Here is a 16,409-nt window from a genome sequence, read left to right as displayed (position 1 = left end):
GCAGTCTGAAATCATTTAAATATAACCATACTCAAACAAAATTAGCATGATAACTCTAATTATCGTTCTTTTACTTTTGATAATGAACGTATAGAGAAAATAAACATATACAAAATGAAATAATTAGGATCAAATATCTAATTGGTTTATTAGATATTTGATCCGTTTTTAAAGAAATTATTAATAATACAATAGAGACTAAAGGAAATAAAAATCCAAAAGGCCGAAAAGGAAGGTTTTTAAAAAAAAGTGGAATAACAAGCAATATTATAGCAAGAGAATCAAAACTCTTTGTCACGGAAGGACATTTTCCATTAACCCCAGTGGTGACGTCACGTGAGCTTTTTTGATCGTGAAGGCGTCTGATTTTGATTAATTTCATGGTGTGAGAGCATTGGTGCTAGCAGCCGGACTTTATACAAGCCGTGAGATAAACTCCATAATGAGACAGAATAGTCATTGGAGCAGAAAAACCACTTAATTTTTGGTAAGAGGAATTACAGCTTATTGCCAAAATTGGCGTCCCGTACGGGATTCGAACCCGTGTTGCCGCCGTGAAAGGGCGATGTCCTAGGCCTCTAGACGAACGGGACTGGAGGCGTGAGTGGGTGTATATAAGGGCAAAGCAGGGTCGTCAAGCGTTAGATGCGTCAGAAATGAAAAAAGTTAAATTTTTTCGTTCTTGCCACGTTTCAACTCGTAAATTCCCAACGATATGGAGCAAAGGCTTCGTCTGATCTTCTAAGAGCTCTGCAAAAGGTTTATCTGCCGCACGGAAAACAAGCCCACGCAAGGACGCACGACCATCTTCGCTCTGGAGCGTGACACGCAAAGTGTTTCCATCTTTTCCGATACGGTCACTATACTTACAGCGGACATTACTGATAGCGAGAGTTGGCTCTTCATTCTCAGGGCCAAAAGGTGCAAGGCGGCCTAGTTGGTTCGCAATTTCAAGGGTAGCGCCTTGGATGGTTAAAATCCCGTCGACCTTCAGTGCTTCCTGTGGTGGAAGTGTGCGTGCCGCATCAAAAATATTATCAAGCAGAGTATGGAATTGCTGTGCTTTCTCTACATCTAATGAAAAGCCTGCGGCCATAGCATGCCCCCCGCCTGTAAGGAGAGTATTGGCTTGTCTGGCAGAAATAATCGCTGTTCCAATATCAAGGCCAGGAACAGAGCGGGCTGATCCTTTAATGATATTATTTTCAAAAGCACCAACCAGAACAGGGCGGTTGAAGCGTTCCTTTAAACGTCCAGCGACAATTCCAACGACGCCAGGATGCCACGTTTCACCGTACAGGAAAATAACAGCATGGCCTTCTTGTATCTGCTTTTCTGCTTGTTCAATGGCAAGTGCTAAAATAGAGGTTTCAACGGTTTGGCGTTGTCGGTTAACACGATCAAGCTCATCTGCGAGGGTGCGTGCTTCGATACTATCGTGAGAGAGTAAAAGCTGAAGGCCTAAGCTTGATTTGGCAATACGGCCACCTGCATTAATACGTGGACCAAGTGCAAAGCCACATGCCATGGCGCTAGCATCATTTTTGACACCAGCCACAGAGGCTAAAGTGGCTAAACCAAGCCTCTCTCCACGTGCCATAACGCGTAAGCCTTGCATGACAAAAGCACGGTTAAGCCCTGTTAATGGCATAACATCGCAAATGGTGGCCAGTGCAGTAAGATCTAGGCTCTTGAGAAGATCGGGAGCAGGCAGGGTGTCTGTAAACCAGCCTTTCGTACGAAGAGCACGTACAGTCGCAACCATAGTTAAAAAAGCAACGGCTGTAGCGCAAATATTCCCTAGGCCCGTGTTACAATCGATACGGTTCGGATTAACAACAATAGCGTTGGGTAGAATGGCCCCATCGGGTTTGTGATGGTCAAGTACAATAACATTTGCCTTGTGAGCAATGTCATTAAGAATGTCGATGGCTGCTGTTCCGCAGTCAATACAGACAATGAGAGATGCCCCAGCCTCAACCATCTTCTTTAGCGCTGGTGTGTTAGGGCCATACCCTTCCGTAATACGGTCGGGAATATGAGTTGTAATGGGACACCCAAGTTCTTGAAGGAAGCCAGCAACAAGAGCAGTGCCGCAAGCACCATCAACGTCATAATCGCCAAAAAGGCCAATATGTTCTTTATTTTGAATGGCTTGAGATAAACGAGCCGCAGCCTCATCCATTCCTTTTAAAAGGGACGGATTAGGCATTAAGTCGCGTAAACGTGGATTAAGAAAGCTTTCTGCGTCTGCAGCCGTAACACCACGAGCAGTGAGAATACGAGCGAGGAGTTCAGGAAGGTTTGCTTTTTGTGCAAGCCCTAAGGCTAGTCGATTATCTGCCTCTGCGAGGAGAGGATTCCTCCAGACCCATTGCCGTTTACCAGCGCTGTGCGAGACATTTAGAACGAAGCTCGTATTCTCTTGTGTCATATTACTCCATATCAGGATGGTGCTTGTCTGTTTTCAAGCTAAAATCGTGATAGCTGTCGAGATAGCGTATCGTTCCTGATTTTGAACGCATGACAATAGAGTGCGTGCGTGCCTTTCTTTCGCCAACCCGTTGAACTCCTCTAAGAAGCCAGCCTGAGGTCACACCCGTAGCACTAAAGAGAACATGACCCGAAGCCATATCATGCAGATCTAAGCGGCGAGTGGGGTCTTTCCCATCGGCCATTTCAAGAGCGCGCTGGCGTTGGGCATCATCTTCAAAAAGAAGGCGTCCTTGCATTTGGCCGTTCATGCAGCGAATGGCTGCTGCTGCGAGAACTCCTTCAGGTGCGCCTCCAGAGCCTGCATAAAGATCAACGCCACTGTCATCAAGGCAGGCAGCAATAGCCGCAGTGACATCCCCATCGCTTAAAAGCTGAACACGTGCGCCTGCTTCTAATGTATGGGCGATAAGCTCTTTATGACGTTCACGGTCGAGCATGCACACAACGAGGTCTGAAATGTCTCGTTTCTTGGCTTTGGCAAGAGAGCGAAGATTGTTCTTGATCGGTGAATCAAGATCAACAACGTCCTTGGGAAGATCCGGTCCCACAACAATTTTTTGCATGTAGATATCAGGAGCATGCAGGAACTTCCCACGTTCAGCCAAAGCGACAACTGTAATGGCATTGGGAAGGTTCTTTGCACATAGGTTGGTTCCTTCAAGAGGGTCAACCGCGATATCCATTGCTGGGCCACCAGCTCCCACCTTCTCGTTAATATAGAGCATGGGGGCTTCGTCCATTTCCCCTTCACCAATGCTCACACGGCCATCAATGGCAACAGTATCAAAGGCCGCGCGCATGGCTTGCACAGCGGCATCATCAGCTTCGTTTTTGAGGCCACGCCCGCTCCATTGAGAAGATGCAATCGCCGCTGCTTCAGTGACGCGTGCAAGTTCAAGAGCAAGATTGCGGTCCGTAAGACGGTAAGGAAGAGAATGGCTAGGATCGGTCATTGAAGAGAGTCCTCAATCTTGAGTGTCAGAGGTTCATTGTGAACAACATCAAGATCAGCAAGTGCTTTGGTTGCAGCTGAAATGGACTGTTCTGACATAGGGTGCGTGACAATTGCGACATAAGCTTGTCCGCTCTGCGCATCCTGTTGGGAAACATGGTGTACGGAGACTTTATGATCACGTAGAACAGAAGTTATCGCTGCCATGACCCCTGATTCATCACGCACAACTAGCCGAATATAGAAAGCACTTTCTACTTCTGTGAGGGGGAGACAGCGTATAGCTGGCCCAGAATGTTTTTTGCCCCAAATGGGAAGTTCATTTCCGCGGGCGATATCGATGAGGTCTGCCACAACAGCGTTTGCTGTAGGGCCTTCTCCAGCCCCGCGGCCAGAAATTGTCATAGGACCGCTAAAGGTTCCAAGTGTGGTGACGGCATTAAAAACATCATCAACAGAGGCGATAGGAGCTTTTTCTGGAACAAGGCACGGCCGAACCCAAGCTTCAATCTTTCCAGTTTCTTTTGAGCGTGCCATTCCCAAGAGTTTAATGCGATAGCCAAGTTCATCTGCAAATTGCAGATCAATCCCTTGCACATCACGAATACCTAGAACGGGGAGGCTATCAAAAACGATAGGGCTAAAGGCAATTCCAGCAAGAATGGCAAGTTTATGAGCGGTATCCCAACCATCAATATCGGTGGAAGGATCTGCTTCTGCATAGCCTTTTTCTTGTGCTTCGGAGAGGATGTCAGAGAAATCCCGCCCTGATTCACGCATGGCGGTCAGAATATAATTACAAGTTCCATTGAGGATCCCGCCGACGCTAATGAGACGATCGGGAGCAAGCCCTTCACGTGTGAGCTTAACGGCAGGGATACCACCTGCAACAGCTGCTTCATAAAGGAGAGGGGCATTATGCTCAGAGGAGAGCTTTGTGAGCGTTTCACTATGAAGGGCAACAAGCGCTTTATTGGCTGTTACCACAGGAAGGCCACGTGAAAGGCCGATTTCGACCATCTCACGCGCAGCTCCTTCTGAGCCGCCGATTAGTTCTACAACAACATCAATATTAGGGTCACGAGCGACTTCTGCTGCATTAGAATACCACCGTAGGGAAGAGAGATCCTCCCCACGGTCTTTTTTAGGATCACGAGCCGTGACAGCCACAACCTCAATGGGTCGGCCAGCACGAGCGGTAATCGATTCAGCATTTTCGCGTAGGAGACGAATAACGCCAATACCGACAGTTCCAAGCCCAGCTAATCCGATCCGTAGTGGTTTCACGATGATGCAGCTCCTAGAAGTTCAGATTTAGATGCACCGGCCCCATGCCGGTTCATGAATGATTTAATAGCACGTGTGGCTTGGCGGAGGCGTTGTGTATTTTCCACAAGGCCAATCCGAACAAAGCCTTCCCCATGTTCACCAAAACCAAGGCCGGGTGCAACAGCAACTCCTGCTTCTTTTAACAAGAGCTTGGAGAAAGCCACACTTCCCATCTCAGCAAACTGTTCTGGAATAGCGCCCCATGCAAACATAGAGCCTGCGGGAGAAGGAACGTGCCATCCGGCAGCATTTAGCCCACGCAGAAGGACATCCCGTCTTTCTTTATACATGGCCCGAATATCTGTAACGTAATCTTGTGGACCATTCAAAGCAGCGACGGATGCTACTTGGATAGGGGTAAAGGCGCCATAATCCAGATAGGATTTAATACGCGTTAAAGCCTGAATAAGCTTTGGATTACCAACGGCGAATCCCATGCGCCACCCTGCCATAGAATATGTTTTAGACATGGATGTGAATTCCACAGCGATGTCTTTTGCGCCCGGAACAGCAAGTAGTGATGGGGGAGGCTCGTTTTCATTGAAGTAAATTTCGCTGTAAGCCAGATCAGATAAAATCCAGATTTCTTCCCGACGGGCAAAGGCGACAAGTTCCTTATAAAAATCCAGGTTAGCGACATAGGCTGTTGGATTGGACGGAAAATTCACAATCAAAGCGGTTGGTTTGGGAACTGAGTGGCGGACGGCTCTTTCCAAAGCGCGAAGCATGTTTTCGTCAGGTGTTGCAGGAATGGAGCGAACAGAAGCGCCTGCAATGATGAAGCCAAACTGATGGATAGGATAAGAAGGATTTGGAACCAAAATGGTATCGCCGGGGCTCGTAATGGCCGCAGCAAGGTTGGCTAAGCCTTCTTTTGAACCAAGAGTGGCTATTACTTCTGTTTCTGGATTGAGAGAGACGTTGAAACGGCGTTCGTAATAATCCGCCATAGCGCGACGAAGGCCTGGAATGCCGCGGCTTACAGAATATCCATGAACGCGAGGGTTCGTGAGTGTTTCTGTGAGTTTCTTAATGACATGCTCGGGAGGAGCACTATCAGGGTTTCCCATGCCAAGATCGATAATATCTTCACCGGCTGTACGTGCCGCTGCTTTGGCCTTGTTGACTTCAGCAAAAACATAGGGCGGTAAGCGACGAATACGGTGGAACTCTTCGGTCATGGTTAACTCAGAGCTAAAAAATGAAAGGAGGAAAACACGATAGCTGTGTTTCCTCCCGATAGGAACCGTTTAAATTAAGATTTATCCGCCGTTTTGAACGCGAACTCCATCCCCGATTGCTTCTGCTCTGAGGAGGATTGCTGAGGCAGGAACACCGCGTTGCATAAGGGCTGCGGCTACAGTTTTTGCACGTAAAAGACCTAGCGTTATTTCCCGTGTTTGATCGGCAATGGAGAGGCCCGCATCGGCGGACATAGTGGCTCCAAATCCCACAATTGTGATCTGTTGATTGCCGCGTTGGGAAATGATGCGTTGGAATTCTTTATCTTCATTTCCAACAAGGTGGTCCGTTGTTGGTTGAAAACGAATCAGAACACCGTCTGGTGTTGAGGTGTCAAAGTCTGGATGAATGGATTCACGAACAATGGCATCACGGGGAATATTAAACCCTGCAAAGCGAGGTGCTGGTGGGGGAGCTGCGCCAATTTTTGGGAATTCTCCCGGAGGTGTTGGCGGAATAGAAGTTTGTACAACTTTTGGTAATTCAGCTTCTGGTGCTGGCTGAATGTCTTTTTTCACCACCTTAGGAGGAGGTGGCGGTGCTGCCGGAGTGAGAGTGGAAGCCGTGGATGAGGCTGGTGTTGGCGGTGGGTTGGGTTGCCCAACCGTTGTCATTGTTAAGCTGTTTTGATTATCAGAAGCTGGGGTTGCTTTTGGTGGAGCGGGTATCGGTTTAGGTGTGAAGGCTAATGTTCCGTTCGCAGCGCTTTCACGCTGTGCAACATTACGCTGGGCTTCAAGTTGAAGCGTTAAATCAGCCCGTGCTTCACGGGAAGGAAATTCAGGTGAGGATGTCGGTGTACGCCCGATGTGAGGATAAGGAGCGTCTGCACCCGGTGGTGGTGGGCGCAATTTGTCGATTTCTCCACCTTGCATATCGTGCCACCATTTGGCTGTAGTATCGACGCCATCTTGATTATGACATGCAGAAAAAAGAGGAGTAATCGCCAACAACAAAATGGTTGGGAGTGTACTAACTCTGAATTTTACCGTCTTGTCGGGATGCATTGTTTTCCCTGAACCCACTGTTATTCTTCCTGCTCTAACCAAATACGTATAATTGAGTTTAAGTCTAGCTGTTTATAACAGAAATGGCGAGAGATATGCGTTCTGATCTTTGTTTTGGATCAAAGCTTTTTCAAAAAAGACGTTTAAGCCGTAATTGTATTTTAGGTCTGGAAAACAAAATTATATGACATGTTTTAGAACCTTCCACTTGGCATAAAGGCAAACGAAGCGCAGGATAAGGTGATGATAAAGTCTGTTGGGTCTCAAAAAAGTATGAAGATAAATCAATTAGCTTTTTCTCGTTTGGATGAAGAACCAAAAGAGAATGATGAGGATAAGAAGCCAGAGACAAAGCCAGCCCCAGAGTTGGAAAATCGGCTGTTTGAACAGCGAAAAGTCCTCATTTTTGGCGGTGTGGATGATAAACTCGCTCGTGAAATTACGGCACGTTTGTTAGCGCTGGCGGGCGCATCAGATAAACCAATCGATGTGTATGTGAACTCTCCAGGAGGGCATGTTGAGAGTGGGGACACCATTCATGACATGATCCGTTTCGTAGATTCGGTCGCGCCGATTAATATGATTGGAACAGGCTGGGTTGCATCTGCTGGGGCTTTAATTTACGCCGCCGGGCGCCCTGAACGCCGTGTGTGTTTGCCTAATACGCGCTTCCTTTTGCATCAACCAATGGGTGGTGTACGCGGCCCTGCAACGGATATTGATATCGAAGCGCGTGAAATTATTAAAATGCGTGAGCGCTTAAATCGTATCTTTGCGAAAGAAACCGGGCAGACTTACGAAAAAGTCGCCAAAGACACAGACCGTAACTACTGGATGTCAGCACAAGAAGCGATTGAATATGGCCTTGTGAACCGTGTCATTCACTCTGCGGCTGATTTGAAGTAAAACGAAGTTAAACAAGGGGTGCAGCGTATCTTTAAGATACGCTGAAGAGATAGTATGAAAAGCCTAGCTGATATTTACTCTCATCTTCCTGATGCGCCATCAGAGAAGACACTTGAACGTGTTGACTATGAAGCACGTCATTGGAGTAGCCCCATCAGAGGGCCGTTGAAACCGGGAACAGTTGAGCACAAACGAGCCGTTGCTCAGATGTTTCGTGATACCTTCAACCCTTATAAACCCTCTGTAATTCCGTGGCCAGAACTTGAGCCAGAGACACTAAAACGTATTACGTCACTTCCGATTTGGGATATTGCTGTTCAGACGGAGGGCAAGGCCCGTCTTCGGATGGCCGCTTATGCTGCGATGATTGACGATCCGGATATGAAAGATGCGTTGTCTCGGAATGCATGGGAAGAAAATCGTCATAAAGAAGTGCTGAGTAAGCTCGTTGCAGCCTATAACATACCTCTCGCACCGGAAGAGCCTTATATAGAGCCAAAAGACACTGAATGGGCTTATATGGTTACAGGCTTTTCGGAGTGTGTGGATAGCTTTTTTGCCTTTGGGCTGTTTGCATTAGCTGAGCGTGCTGGCTTGTTCCCTATGGAATTGATCGAGACATTTGAGCCTGTTATGCAGGAAGAGTGTCGTCATATTCTGCTCTTTGCAAACTGGCTTGCTTGGCACCGTGCGACAATGCCTTTTTGGAAACGCCCATGGTTTGAGCTGCGTGTAATCGGTGTTTGGTTCTTCTTGGCTTATGAACGTATGGGACTAGTAAGAACCATAGATGACCATGGCAAGGAGCATACGCAGGATAATAATTTTGCGGTTACCGGTGCGAAAGATATGACGAATGTTGATATCAAGATCCCTGAGTTAATGCAGTTATGTCTTGATGAAAATGACCGTCGCTTTTCGGGATATGACCCACGTTTACTACGTCCACAAATGGCCCCAATGATTGCCCGTGCCATCATTAAAGGCTCTAAAATTTGGGATAAATTACGTAGTAAGAAAACACATTCTGCTGCGTAGTTAAGTGTGACAATCGTTTGTAGAGAAGCCTCTACAAACGATTGTCACAAGAGATTAGTTTTCGTCGTCGTCTGCTTGTGGTGTTGTGGTCATACCTTCAGCAACAACTCCAGCTTCCGCTCGGATGCGACGTTCAATTTCATTGGCCATATCGGGGTGATCGCGGAGAAATTGCTTAGCGTTTTCTCGTCCTTGTCCAATTCTTTGGCTATCATAGGAAAACCAAGCCCCGGATTTTTCGACGATATTGGCTTTAACCCCTAAGTCCAGTAATTCTCCAACTTTGCTAATGCCTTCACCGTACATGATGTCAAACTCTACTTGACGGAAAGGGGGAGCCATTTTGTTTTTAACGACTTTAACACGTGTCTGATTACCGACAACTTCGTCTTTGTCTTTGACAGATCCAATACGACGAATATCTAAACGGATAGAAGAATAGAATTTGAGCGCATTACCACCCGTTGTTGTCTCAGGGTTGCCAAACATAACCCCAATTTTCATACGGATTTGGTTTAAGAAAATAACGAGTGTATTGGAACGAGAGACGGTGCCAGTTAATTTTCTTAACGCTTGGCTCATTAAGCGTGCATGTAAGCCGACGTGACTATCTCCCATATCCCCTTCGAGTTCTGCACGAGGGACAAGGGCTGCCACAGAGTCAACAACGAGGACATCAACAGCACCCGAGCGGACAAGTGTATCAGCAATCTCGAGTGCTTGCTCACCAGCATCCGGCTGACTCAGCAAAAGATCATCAACATTCACGCCCAGTTTGCGTGCATAGCCAGGATCAAGAGCGTGTTCAGCATCAATAAATGCAACTGTGCCACCCTTTTTTTGGGCTTCTGCTAGCACATGCAAGGCTAGTGTGGTTTTGCCAGAACTTTCAGGGCCATAAATCTCAACAATACGACCACGCGGCAAACCACCGATTCCAAGGGCAATATCAAGGCTTAAACCGCCTGTTGAGATAACATCAACCTGCACATTTGGGCGTTGGCCCATGCGCATAATTGACCCTTTACCAAAGGCACGCTCGATTTGGCTGAGAGCGCCTTCAAGTGCTTTGCTTTTGTCCATTTAGTCCTCGTTATCGTTTATAGCTTTATGAGTATTAGCCATAAAAATTGATATGTAATCTAAACATAGGATGATATCACGGCAATATGAAGAGTTGATAAAGAGATTATCAAAGAGGTGATAAATAAAAGCTGGGAAAATCAGCATAAGAAACATTGCTTTTGTGTCGAATGTAAAACAATATAAATTTCGATAGAGGAATGAAGCTAGGAAGCTGATTATGTTTTATAAAAAAAAGAATAAATCATAATGTTTATCGTTTATTTTTGGTCGTTTCTTTTGGTGGCTTCCTATCATGCCTCACTGCTAATGAAAGCGCGTATGCTGCGAACTTAAAATCATCAGTGAAAAAAGAAGATGGGAATAATAAGAAAACGAAAAATTCTCATAAAAAAGGATTAAAGACGAAAGAAGTTGAGAAGACTTCAATTAAAAATAACGTGGAACAAATAACGGTCACTGGGACACGTTTGTCTCAGACGCGACTAACCAATGTTATGGCTGGTAGTTCTATTACAGCAGCTCAAATACACCGACGTGGTTACACAGACCTTGGAATTGCGCTTATGCGTGAGAATACGGCCTTTACCGTAGGCAACAATTCACCGATTGGGAATCAAAATAGCAATGGAATGGGAGCCGGACAATCTTTTGTGTCCCTGCTAGGTTTGGGTTCTCAGAGAACTTTGACTTTGGTTGATGGAATGAGGGTAGTGGGGGCTGCATCGGCTTCACCATTTGGTGCAGGTTCAGGTTCTCAGGTTGATGTGAGTGATATTCCGATATCTTTAATAAAACGGATTGATACTAAGCTTGGTGGTGCTGGGGCGGCTTATGGTGCGGATGCTGTTGCGGGCGTTGTGAACTACCAGTTGGATGATCATTTTAAAGGGGTGGATATTAATGCTCAAGGAAATTGGACGCAGAATTTAGATGAGCCTCAAGAACGTGTTTCTTTTAAAGCTGGAACGGGCTTTGACCATGATCGTGGGGGAGTAGTATTTGATTTTGAATGGAGGCAGGCCGCGGGATTGTTAGCTAATCAGCGTCCTGATGTATTGGGGGCTAATGCAGCAAATTATAATCAGCCTCCCATTGGTTCAAATAATCCTTATAATAAAACGATTATTGCTGCTCAGCGTGGTGTTCAGGCAACGACAACGGGAATACCAATGTATGATGGGAGTGGTGGAAATTTTCCAGTAAACTTCCCAGGAATTAATAATGGAGGGACAGGCATATTAAATTCTCAAGGGCAGAATTTAATATTTAGTCAAAATGGAAAAGCTCTTATTCCGTTAACGTATAATCGATTATTACAAGATGGATATACCGCCCAAGGGGGGAATGGGTATAACCCTTCAGACTTTACACAGCTTTATACTCCTAGTCATAAATATAATTTTACGACACTTGGGCATTATGACATCACCGATCATATACACGCGACATGGCAAGCGTGGTATGTGAAAGGTAGTGCTGCGAGCAAAGTTCCATCTGGTATAATAAACAGTTCTTATGAAAACGGGTCTTCTACGATTCCTCTTACTCAGGATTCTTGGTTAGCCAATCGTGCAAATAATGCTGCATCCGTTGTGAACGGTCCATTGGCACTTAATACAAATAATCCATATTTAACAGCGGATGAACGTTCAACAATTATGAATGCATTATCTGCGAATGGCATGCCGACAAATACTTTCTATATGTCACGAATGATGAATGATCTTGGACTGGGTATGTTTCGGACAGATTCACAGATGATGCGTTTCCAAGGTGGCTTGAACGGGGATTTTAAAGCTTTAAACAGACAGTTCAATTGGTCATTACGGGGTGTTTACGGTCGTTATATTGAAGATGATTATAGTCCCTCTCTTGTTATACAAAATTTCACCAATGCTTTAAACGCGACTACCGATGCTCAGGGGCAGATTATTTGCGCTCCTGGATATAGCAATGCCTCTGTTCGAACTGGTAGTTCCTCATGTTCGCCTTTAAATCCTTTTGGATATAATCAGATGTCTGAAGCGTCACGTGATTATGTGATTGCTAATGCTCATAGCAAAAATATTAATGCACAGCGTGATTTACAGGCAGAAATTAATAGCACGCTCTTTCATTTGCCAGCGGGAAATATTCGTTGGGATTTAGGTTATGAACATCGACGCGAAGGTTATAACTATATACCGGGATCTTATAATCAAGGCGAAGATATGGGAGGTGGAGTATACCAGCAATATGGTTACACTATTCCCATGGCAGGCGCCTCAGGCTCTTACTACACTCATGAAGCATTCGGAGAGTTGGATATTCCTCTCATCGCGCCGCACATGAACATCCCCGGTGTTTATAATCTTTCAGCAACGGCAAATGGGCGTTTCATTCATAACAGTGTCGCTGGTAATTATTGGACTTATATGTTTGGTGGATCATGGTGGTTTACTTCAGACGTTGGGATATCAGGTAATTATGCCCAATCTGTGCGTAATCCGTCTGTTACAGAATTATTCTCTCCCCTAACGACAGGATATGATTCAGGAACAGATCCTTGTTCTGATTTAGGTGTTGGAAAAGGACCAAATCCCGCTATTCGTGCGGCAAATTGTGCTGCAAGCGGGATGGGAACGCCGTTTCATTCGAATATTAATTATAATTCCATATTAGGGACATCTGGCGGAAATTCTCATTTGCGAAATGAGGTTTCAGATAGTTATACATTGTCTATGGATTTGCACCCACATTTTGTACATGGCTTTAATATGACGACGTCTTTTGTCGATGTAAAAGTTAAGCAGGAGGTGAATTCTTTAGGGTTGGATCAGTTAATGGCTGCTTGCTATGATAGTAGGACGTATTGCGATACGTTTACACGCGATAGTAACCATCAAGTTACGGGTTTTTCGGAAGGATATTTTAATATCGGACAACAGCACATGCGTGTTCTCCAAACAAATATGAGTTATTTCTTCCCTCTACGGCGTTTGGGCGTATCAGATAGTTTTGGTTCGGTTCTTTTGAGTGGGAATTACTCTCACTATCTAGGGAATACACAAGTTATAGGACAGTCAACATATCAGCTTACAGGGACGACCCAATCCCCTAAAGATTTGTTTACATTAAATTTCAATTATATGCGCGGTCCATTAACATTTCAGTGGCAGACTATTTGGAACGGTCCGTCTCATAATTATGTCCAAGTTAATGCACTGGCCTATGAGTTTAATAAACGGCCTTCTTTTGCCTATTATAATATGACAATTGGTTATGATATTACTAAAAATATTAGTGCCAATTTTATGATCAATAACATTACTAATGCGATGCCCAAATATCCAAGAACAGTTAATATGAGCAGGTATTTTGATGCTTTGATTGGAAGGTCATTTCAAATGAATGTTGGTGTTCATTTTTAGTTTATTTTTTTATAAAGAGGAGATTAACTCTCTTCGTGATAAGGGGGTTACTCAGGATGGGTCAATGTGTTGGGTGTTTTTATTTTCCAAACATGTGCGATAATTGTTGCGACAATCTGGAAATGCTCCAAAGGGATTTCACTATCAAGAGGAAGGGGGAATAAAGCCCGGGCTAAAGGGGGGTTGGAAATAATGGGGATATGATGATCCATAGCTTTTTCTCGAATACGGGCTGCAAGTTCTTCTTTCCCTTTTGCAACGATTTTAGGCGCGCTATCAGACCCTTTATTATAGACTAATGCGACAGCGTAATGTGTAGGGTTAGTGACAATGACAGTTGCTTTGGGAACAGCCTCAATCATGCGTTGGCGTGCCTTTTGAGCACGGATTTGTTTTAGACGTCCTTTAACGTGTGGATCGCCTTCTGTATTACGATATTCGTCTTTGAGCTCTTCTCGGCTCATTTTGAGCTTTGATAGATGTTGGTACCTTCCCCAAAAAACATCGATGCCGACGATGATGGTTTGAATAATTATAATATCTAATAAAATGGATAAGCTATATTTGGATATATAAGGGAAAATATTTTGTATTTTTATATTGGTGATGCTTGGTATTTGAGTAATATTTCTTCGGATGAACACATAAAAAACGAAAAATATGGCGATTAGCTTAAGAAGCATCTTTAATGCTTCGATATAGCTGGATGGACTTATAAGCCGCTTTATGCCCGATATAGGTGATATGCGAGAGAATTTGGGGAGAAGTGAAGGGGGATGAATAAGAAAAGATGTTTGAAGGAGGCCAACACTAATTGTGATTATAAAAGGAAGGGTAATAAGAGGGATTAATATTTTTAAGGATGAGAGTAGAATAAATGTATTGAAATCATAGATATTTTCAGAACGGAGAGAAATTCTTCCTGCATTTGACATCAGAAAGAACATATTATGAATAAATGAAGGAATGAGAAGAGGTAAGATAATAAAAAAGCTTGTTCCCCCTGCAAGGAGAAGAACAAGATTAAATGATTCTTTTGAAACAAAGACCTGTCCATCATCACGAGCTTTTTGCAGGCGTTGTTGGGAAGGGGCTTCGGTCCTGTCTTCAGCTTCAGCCATGTTTTAGAAGCCGGATAGATTTTGTAGGATAGTGAACGTATGTTGTTGCCAAACTGTAATCATAGCAACGAGAGAGATTCCAACAAGAGCAATGCCCCCTAACATTTGCAAAGAACTGACGTTGTTTTGTATCTGTAGATTAGGAGAAAGTCTTGTTAGAACACCTATTATCATTTGCCATATTAAAGATAAAATAAGAAAAGGTGAGCTTAACTCAAGACTAATTTTGAATATATCTTCTGTTTTTTGAATAACTGACTTAGTAATATCATTCGCGACCATGATCGATATATTATTATGAAAAAATATATTTGGCGATATGAGACTATAACTATTAATTAAGCCATAAATTGGAAATATATATGCACCGCTAACCATAAGCATTACAGGTGCAAGGAGGTTCATAAAGCGTGCTAGGGCAGATGTGTCTGCGCCAAGAGACTGATCTGGTTGGAGGACGCTTGATAAGCCAATAAAAACAGAGATGAATTGACCGGCTATTGGAAGTATGAAAGCGGTTAGCTGAGTAATCCAACCGATAAAAAAGCCAATAAAAAGTTCAAGAGCAACCATTCCTCCAATCTCCCAAGGAGAAATATTATGAGATATTGGAGGGATATGAATAAGAGGATAAATAAGAAAGGTTAAGGTAAGAGCCAAGCCAGCTTTGATCATGGATGGAATTTCTGAATAGGAAAAACCGGGCATCACCATAATAGCCGCACTGATTCTTGATAAAACAAGCATAAAAAGAAATGCAGTTTGCGTAATTCCTTCAGGGAGAGAAAGATTAATGACGGAGCTGCTCATGTTGCTCCAACCAGAATAAGTTGATCAAAGAGGAAGCGGGTAAAAGAAAGCAAATTTTCCGAAATGAAAGAACTTGCAAAGATCATAGCTGCTCCGATAGCTAAAATCTTGGGGACAAATGCAAGAGTGCTTTCATTAATTTGTGTAATGGCTTGAAGGAATGAAATAATTAGACCGACCACAAGTGCTGTTAAAAGGGCTGGAGCACTTAATTTTAGAGCGATTAAAAAAGTCTGTTCTAAAATATTATGAAGGTCGAGAGATTGCATAAGGGCTAAATCGACATTCGCATGATATCTTGGTAAGACTGAACCATGCGATCCCGAATCGTGGTTGTTGTTTGTAAAGCCAGCTGTGCATTAGAAACGGCTGTTACGATTTGCGTCATATCCCCATGCCCATTAAGCCCGACAACAGCTTTTTGTTCTGCATCATGGCCTGTATCTAAAGTGTTTTGAAGTGTTTTAGATAATACAGCACCAAAGCTTTCTTGAGGTGTCGTAGCTTCTGGGGAGTTGTTTGAGCCATTATCGATCAGACTATTCTGTAAGCTCAGACGATAGGCATCATGTGCCTGTGTAATAGAGTTCATCATGTTATTTTAAAAGATCCAGTGTTCTAGAAAGCATTGAACGTGTTATCTGCATGGTATTGAGGTTGGCTTCGTATGAGCGTTCAGCTTCACGCATATCCATCATCTCAACCATTGGGTTTACATTGGCAATTTTTACATATCCTTGTGTATTCGCGGCTGGATGAGAAGGGTCATATCGTGATTCGAAAGCAGATTGGTCACAGCCAATTTCTTTGACTTCAACACCAGATGTACCATCATCATTTACATGTTCTGAAAACGTAATTGTTTTACGGCGATATGGGTCTGCGCCAGGTGAAGAACCTGTGGTATTTTCATTTGCAAGGTTTTCGGCAACGATTCTAAGGCGTTGTGCCTGCGCTTCCATACCACTTGCTGAAACACCAATTGTACTAGAGAAATCCATAATAAAACCCT

The 16,409-nt window shown here is 44.2% G+C and carries 14 protein-coding genes and 1 tRNA gene; 3 read left to right on the top strand and 12 right to left on the bottom strand.

The features are described from left to right. Positions 1–517: 517 nt before the first annotated feature. The 6 genes from E3D00_RS02595 to E3D00_RS02570 all read right to left on the bottom strand — a co-directional run bounded on the left by E3D00_RS02595 (position 518) and on the right by E3D00_RS02570 (position 7,026). A tRNA-Glu gene (locus E3D00_RS02595) sits at positions 518–593 on the bottom strand. Between the two features lie 41 nt (positions 594–634). Further along, the gene (gene recJ / locus E3D00_RS02590) at positions 635–2,434 is read right to left on the bottom strand and encodes a single-stranded-DNA-specific exonuclease RecJ (RefSeq protein WP_141459678.1); all 1,800 of its coding nucleotides are present in this window, start codon (positions 2,432–2,434) and stop codon (positions 635–637) included. Between the two features lies 1 nt (position 2,435). Then, positions 2,436–3,449 (bottom strand): class II fructose-bisphosphatase, encoded by a 1,014-nt coding sequence (glpX, locus tag E3D00_RS02585; protein ID WP_141459676.1) that lies wholly within the window; start codon positions 3,447–3,449, stop codon positions 2,436–2,438. Then, complete coding sequence (locus tag E3D00_RS02580; RefSeq protein ID WP_141459674.1) at positions 3,446–4,735, bottom strand: homoserine dehydrogenase; 1,290 nt, start codon at positions 4,733–4,735, stop codon at positions 3,446–3,448. The genes glpX and E3D00_RS02580 overlap by 4 nt, the downstream gene beginning before the upstream one ends. Beyond that, positions 4,732–5,958, bottom strand: coding sequence for an LL-diaminopimelate aminotransferase (locus E3D00_RS02575; protein ID WP_141459672.1), 1,227 nt, complete (start codon positions 5,956–5,958; stop codon positions 4,732–4,734). The genes E3D00_RS02580 and E3D00_RS02575 overlap by 4 nt, the downstream gene beginning before the upstream one ends. Positions 5,959–6,039: 81 nt before the next feature. Then, entirely contained in the window at positions 6,040–7,026 is a 987-nt protein-coding gene (locus tag E3D00_RS02570; protein WP_141459670.1) for an OmpA family protein, read from the bottom strand. A gap of 273 nt (positions 7,027–7,299) precedes the next feature. Between E3D00_RS02570 and E3D00_RS02565 the strand changes: the two genes are divergently transcribed. Further along, the gene (locus tag E3D00_RS02565; RefSeq protein WP_141462339.1) at positions 7,300–7,932 is read left to right on the top strand and encodes an ATP-dependent Clp protease proteolytic subunit; all 633 of its coding nucleotides are present in this window, start codon (positions 7,300–7,302) and stop codon (positions 7,930–7,932) included. 54 nt (positions 7,933–7,986) lie between these two features. Further along, a complete protein-coding gene (locus E3D00_RS02560; RefSeq protein ID WP_141459668.1) occupies positions 7,987–8,970 on the top strand; it encodes a ferritin family protein in 984 nt (327 codons plus the stop codon). 54 nt (positions 8,971–9,024) lie between these two features. Here the strand turns inward: E3D00_RS02560 and recA are convergent, their stop codons facing one another. After that, positions 9,025–10,053: a recombinase RecA gene (recA, locus tag E3D00_RS02555; protein WP_141459666.1), complete on the bottom strand. Its 1,029-nt coding sequence runs from the start codon at positions 10,051–10,053 to the stop codon at positions 9,025–9,027. Positions 10,054–10,397: 344 nt separating this feature from the next. Here recA and E3D00_RS02550 point away from each other — a divergent pair, with 344 nt between their 5' ends. Then, on the top strand, positions 10,398–13,466 hold the full coding sequence (locus tag E3D00_RS02550) for a TonB-dependent receptor domain-containing protein (protein ID WP_246091474.1): 3,069 nt from the start codon (positions 10,398–10,400) through the stop codon (positions 13,464–13,466). Between the two features lie 47 nt (positions 13,467–13,513). On the opposite strand, the gene flhB is transcribed toward E3D00_RS02550, so the two are convergent. Genes flhB through flgC form a run of 5 tightly spaced genes read right to left on the bottom strand, consistent with a single transcriptional unit; the run spans position 13,514 to position 16,398 of the window. After that, a complete protein-coding gene (gene flhB / locus E3D00_RS02545) occupies positions 13,514–14,587 on the bottom strand; it encodes a flagellar biosynthesis protein FlhB (RefSeq protein WP_141459664.1) in 1,074 nt (357 codons plus the stop codon). A gap of 3 nt (positions 14,588–14,590) precedes the next feature. Continuing rightward, positions 14,591–15,397: a flagellar biosynthetic protein FliR gene (locus tag E3D00_RS02540; RefSeq protein ID WP_141459662.1), complete on the bottom strand. Its 807-nt coding sequence runs from the start codon at positions 15,395–15,397 to the stop codon at positions 14,591–14,593. Next, positions 15,394–15,666, bottom strand: a complete 273-nt coding sequence (locus E3D00_RS02535) for a flagellar biosynthetic protein FliQ (RefSeq protein ID WP_141459660.1) — start codon at positions 15,664–15,666, stop codon at positions 15,394–15,396. Before E3D00_RS02535 ends, E3D00_RS02540 begins: the two co-directional genes overlap by 4 nt. A gap of 5 nt (positions 15,667–15,671) precedes the next feature. Next, positions 15,672–15,992 carry a flagellar hook-basal body complex protein FliE gene (locus E3D00_RS02530; protein ID WP_141459658.1) on the bottom strand — a complete coding sequence of 107 codons (321 nt, stop codon included), beginning with the start codon at positions 15,990–15,992 and terminating at the stop codon, positions 15,672–15,674. Position 15,993: 1 nt separating this feature from the next. After that, entirely contained in the window at positions 15,994–16,398 is a 405-nt protein-coding gene (gene flgC / locus E3D00_RS02525; protein ID WP_141459656.1) for a flagellar basal body rod protein FlgC, read from the bottom strand. Between the last annotated feature and the right edge of the window lie 11 nt (positions 16,399–16,409).

Source organism: Swingsia samuiensis (assembly GCF_006542355.1).
Lineage (GTDB): Bacteria > Pseudomonadota > Alphaproteobacteria > Acetobacterales > Acetobacteraceae > Gluconobacter > Gluconobacter samuiensis.
The sequence above is the reverse complement of the archived record's forward strand: the minus strand, read 5'-3'. Positions and strand labels throughout refer to the sequence as shown.

Excerpts from the sequence above, each read along its gene's own strand:
- flgC (WP_141459656.1), bottom strand. The coding sequence starts at position 16,398 with ATGGATTTCTCTAGTACAATTGGTGTTTCAGCAAGTGGTATGGAAGCG.
- glpX (WP_141459676.1), bottom strand. The coding sequence starts at position 3,449 with ATGACCGATCCTAGCCATTCTCTTCCTTACCGTCTTACGGACCGCAAT.
- E3D00_RS02560 (WP_141459668.1), top strand. The coding sequence starts at position 7,987 with ATGAAAAGCCTAGCTGATATTTACTCTCATCTTCCTGATGCGCCATCA.
- E3D00_RS02540 (WP_141459662.1), bottom strand. The coding sequence starts at position 15,397 with ATGAGCAGCTCCGTCATTAATCTTTCTCTCCCTGAAGGAATTACGCAA.
- E3D00_RS02570 (WP_141459670.1), bottom strand. The coding sequence starts at position 7,026 with ATGCATCCCGACAAGACGGTAAAATTCAGAGTTAGTACACTCCCAACC.
- recJ (WP_141459678.1), bottom strand. The coding sequence starts at position 2,434 with ATGACACAAGAGAATACGAGCTTCGTTCTAAATGTCTCGCACAGCGCT.
- flhB (WP_141459664.1), bottom strand. The coding sequence starts at position 14,587 with ATGGCTGAAGCTGAAGACAGGACCGAAGCCCCTTCCCAACAACGCCTG.
- recA (WP_141459666.1), bottom strand. The coding sequence starts at position 10,053 with ATGGACAAAAGCAAAGCACTTGAAGGCGCTCTCAGCCAAATCGAGCGT.
- E3D00_RS02565 (WP_141462339.1), top strand. The coding sequence starts at position 7,300 with ATGAAGATAAATCAATTAGCTTTTTCTCGTTTGGATGAAGAACCAAAA.
- E3D00_RS02530 (WP_141459658.1), bottom strand. The coding sequence starts at position 15,992 with ATGATGAACTCTATTACACAGGCACATGATGCCTATCGTCTGAGCTTA.
- E3D00_RS02535 (WP_141459660.1), bottom strand. The coding sequence starts at position 15,666 with ATGCAATCTCTCGACCTTCATAATATTTTAGAACAGACTTTTTTAATC.
- E3D00_RS02575 (WP_141459672.1), bottom strand. The coding sequence starts at position 5,958 with ATGACCGAAGAGTTCCACCGTATTCGTCGCTTACCGCCCTATGTTTTT.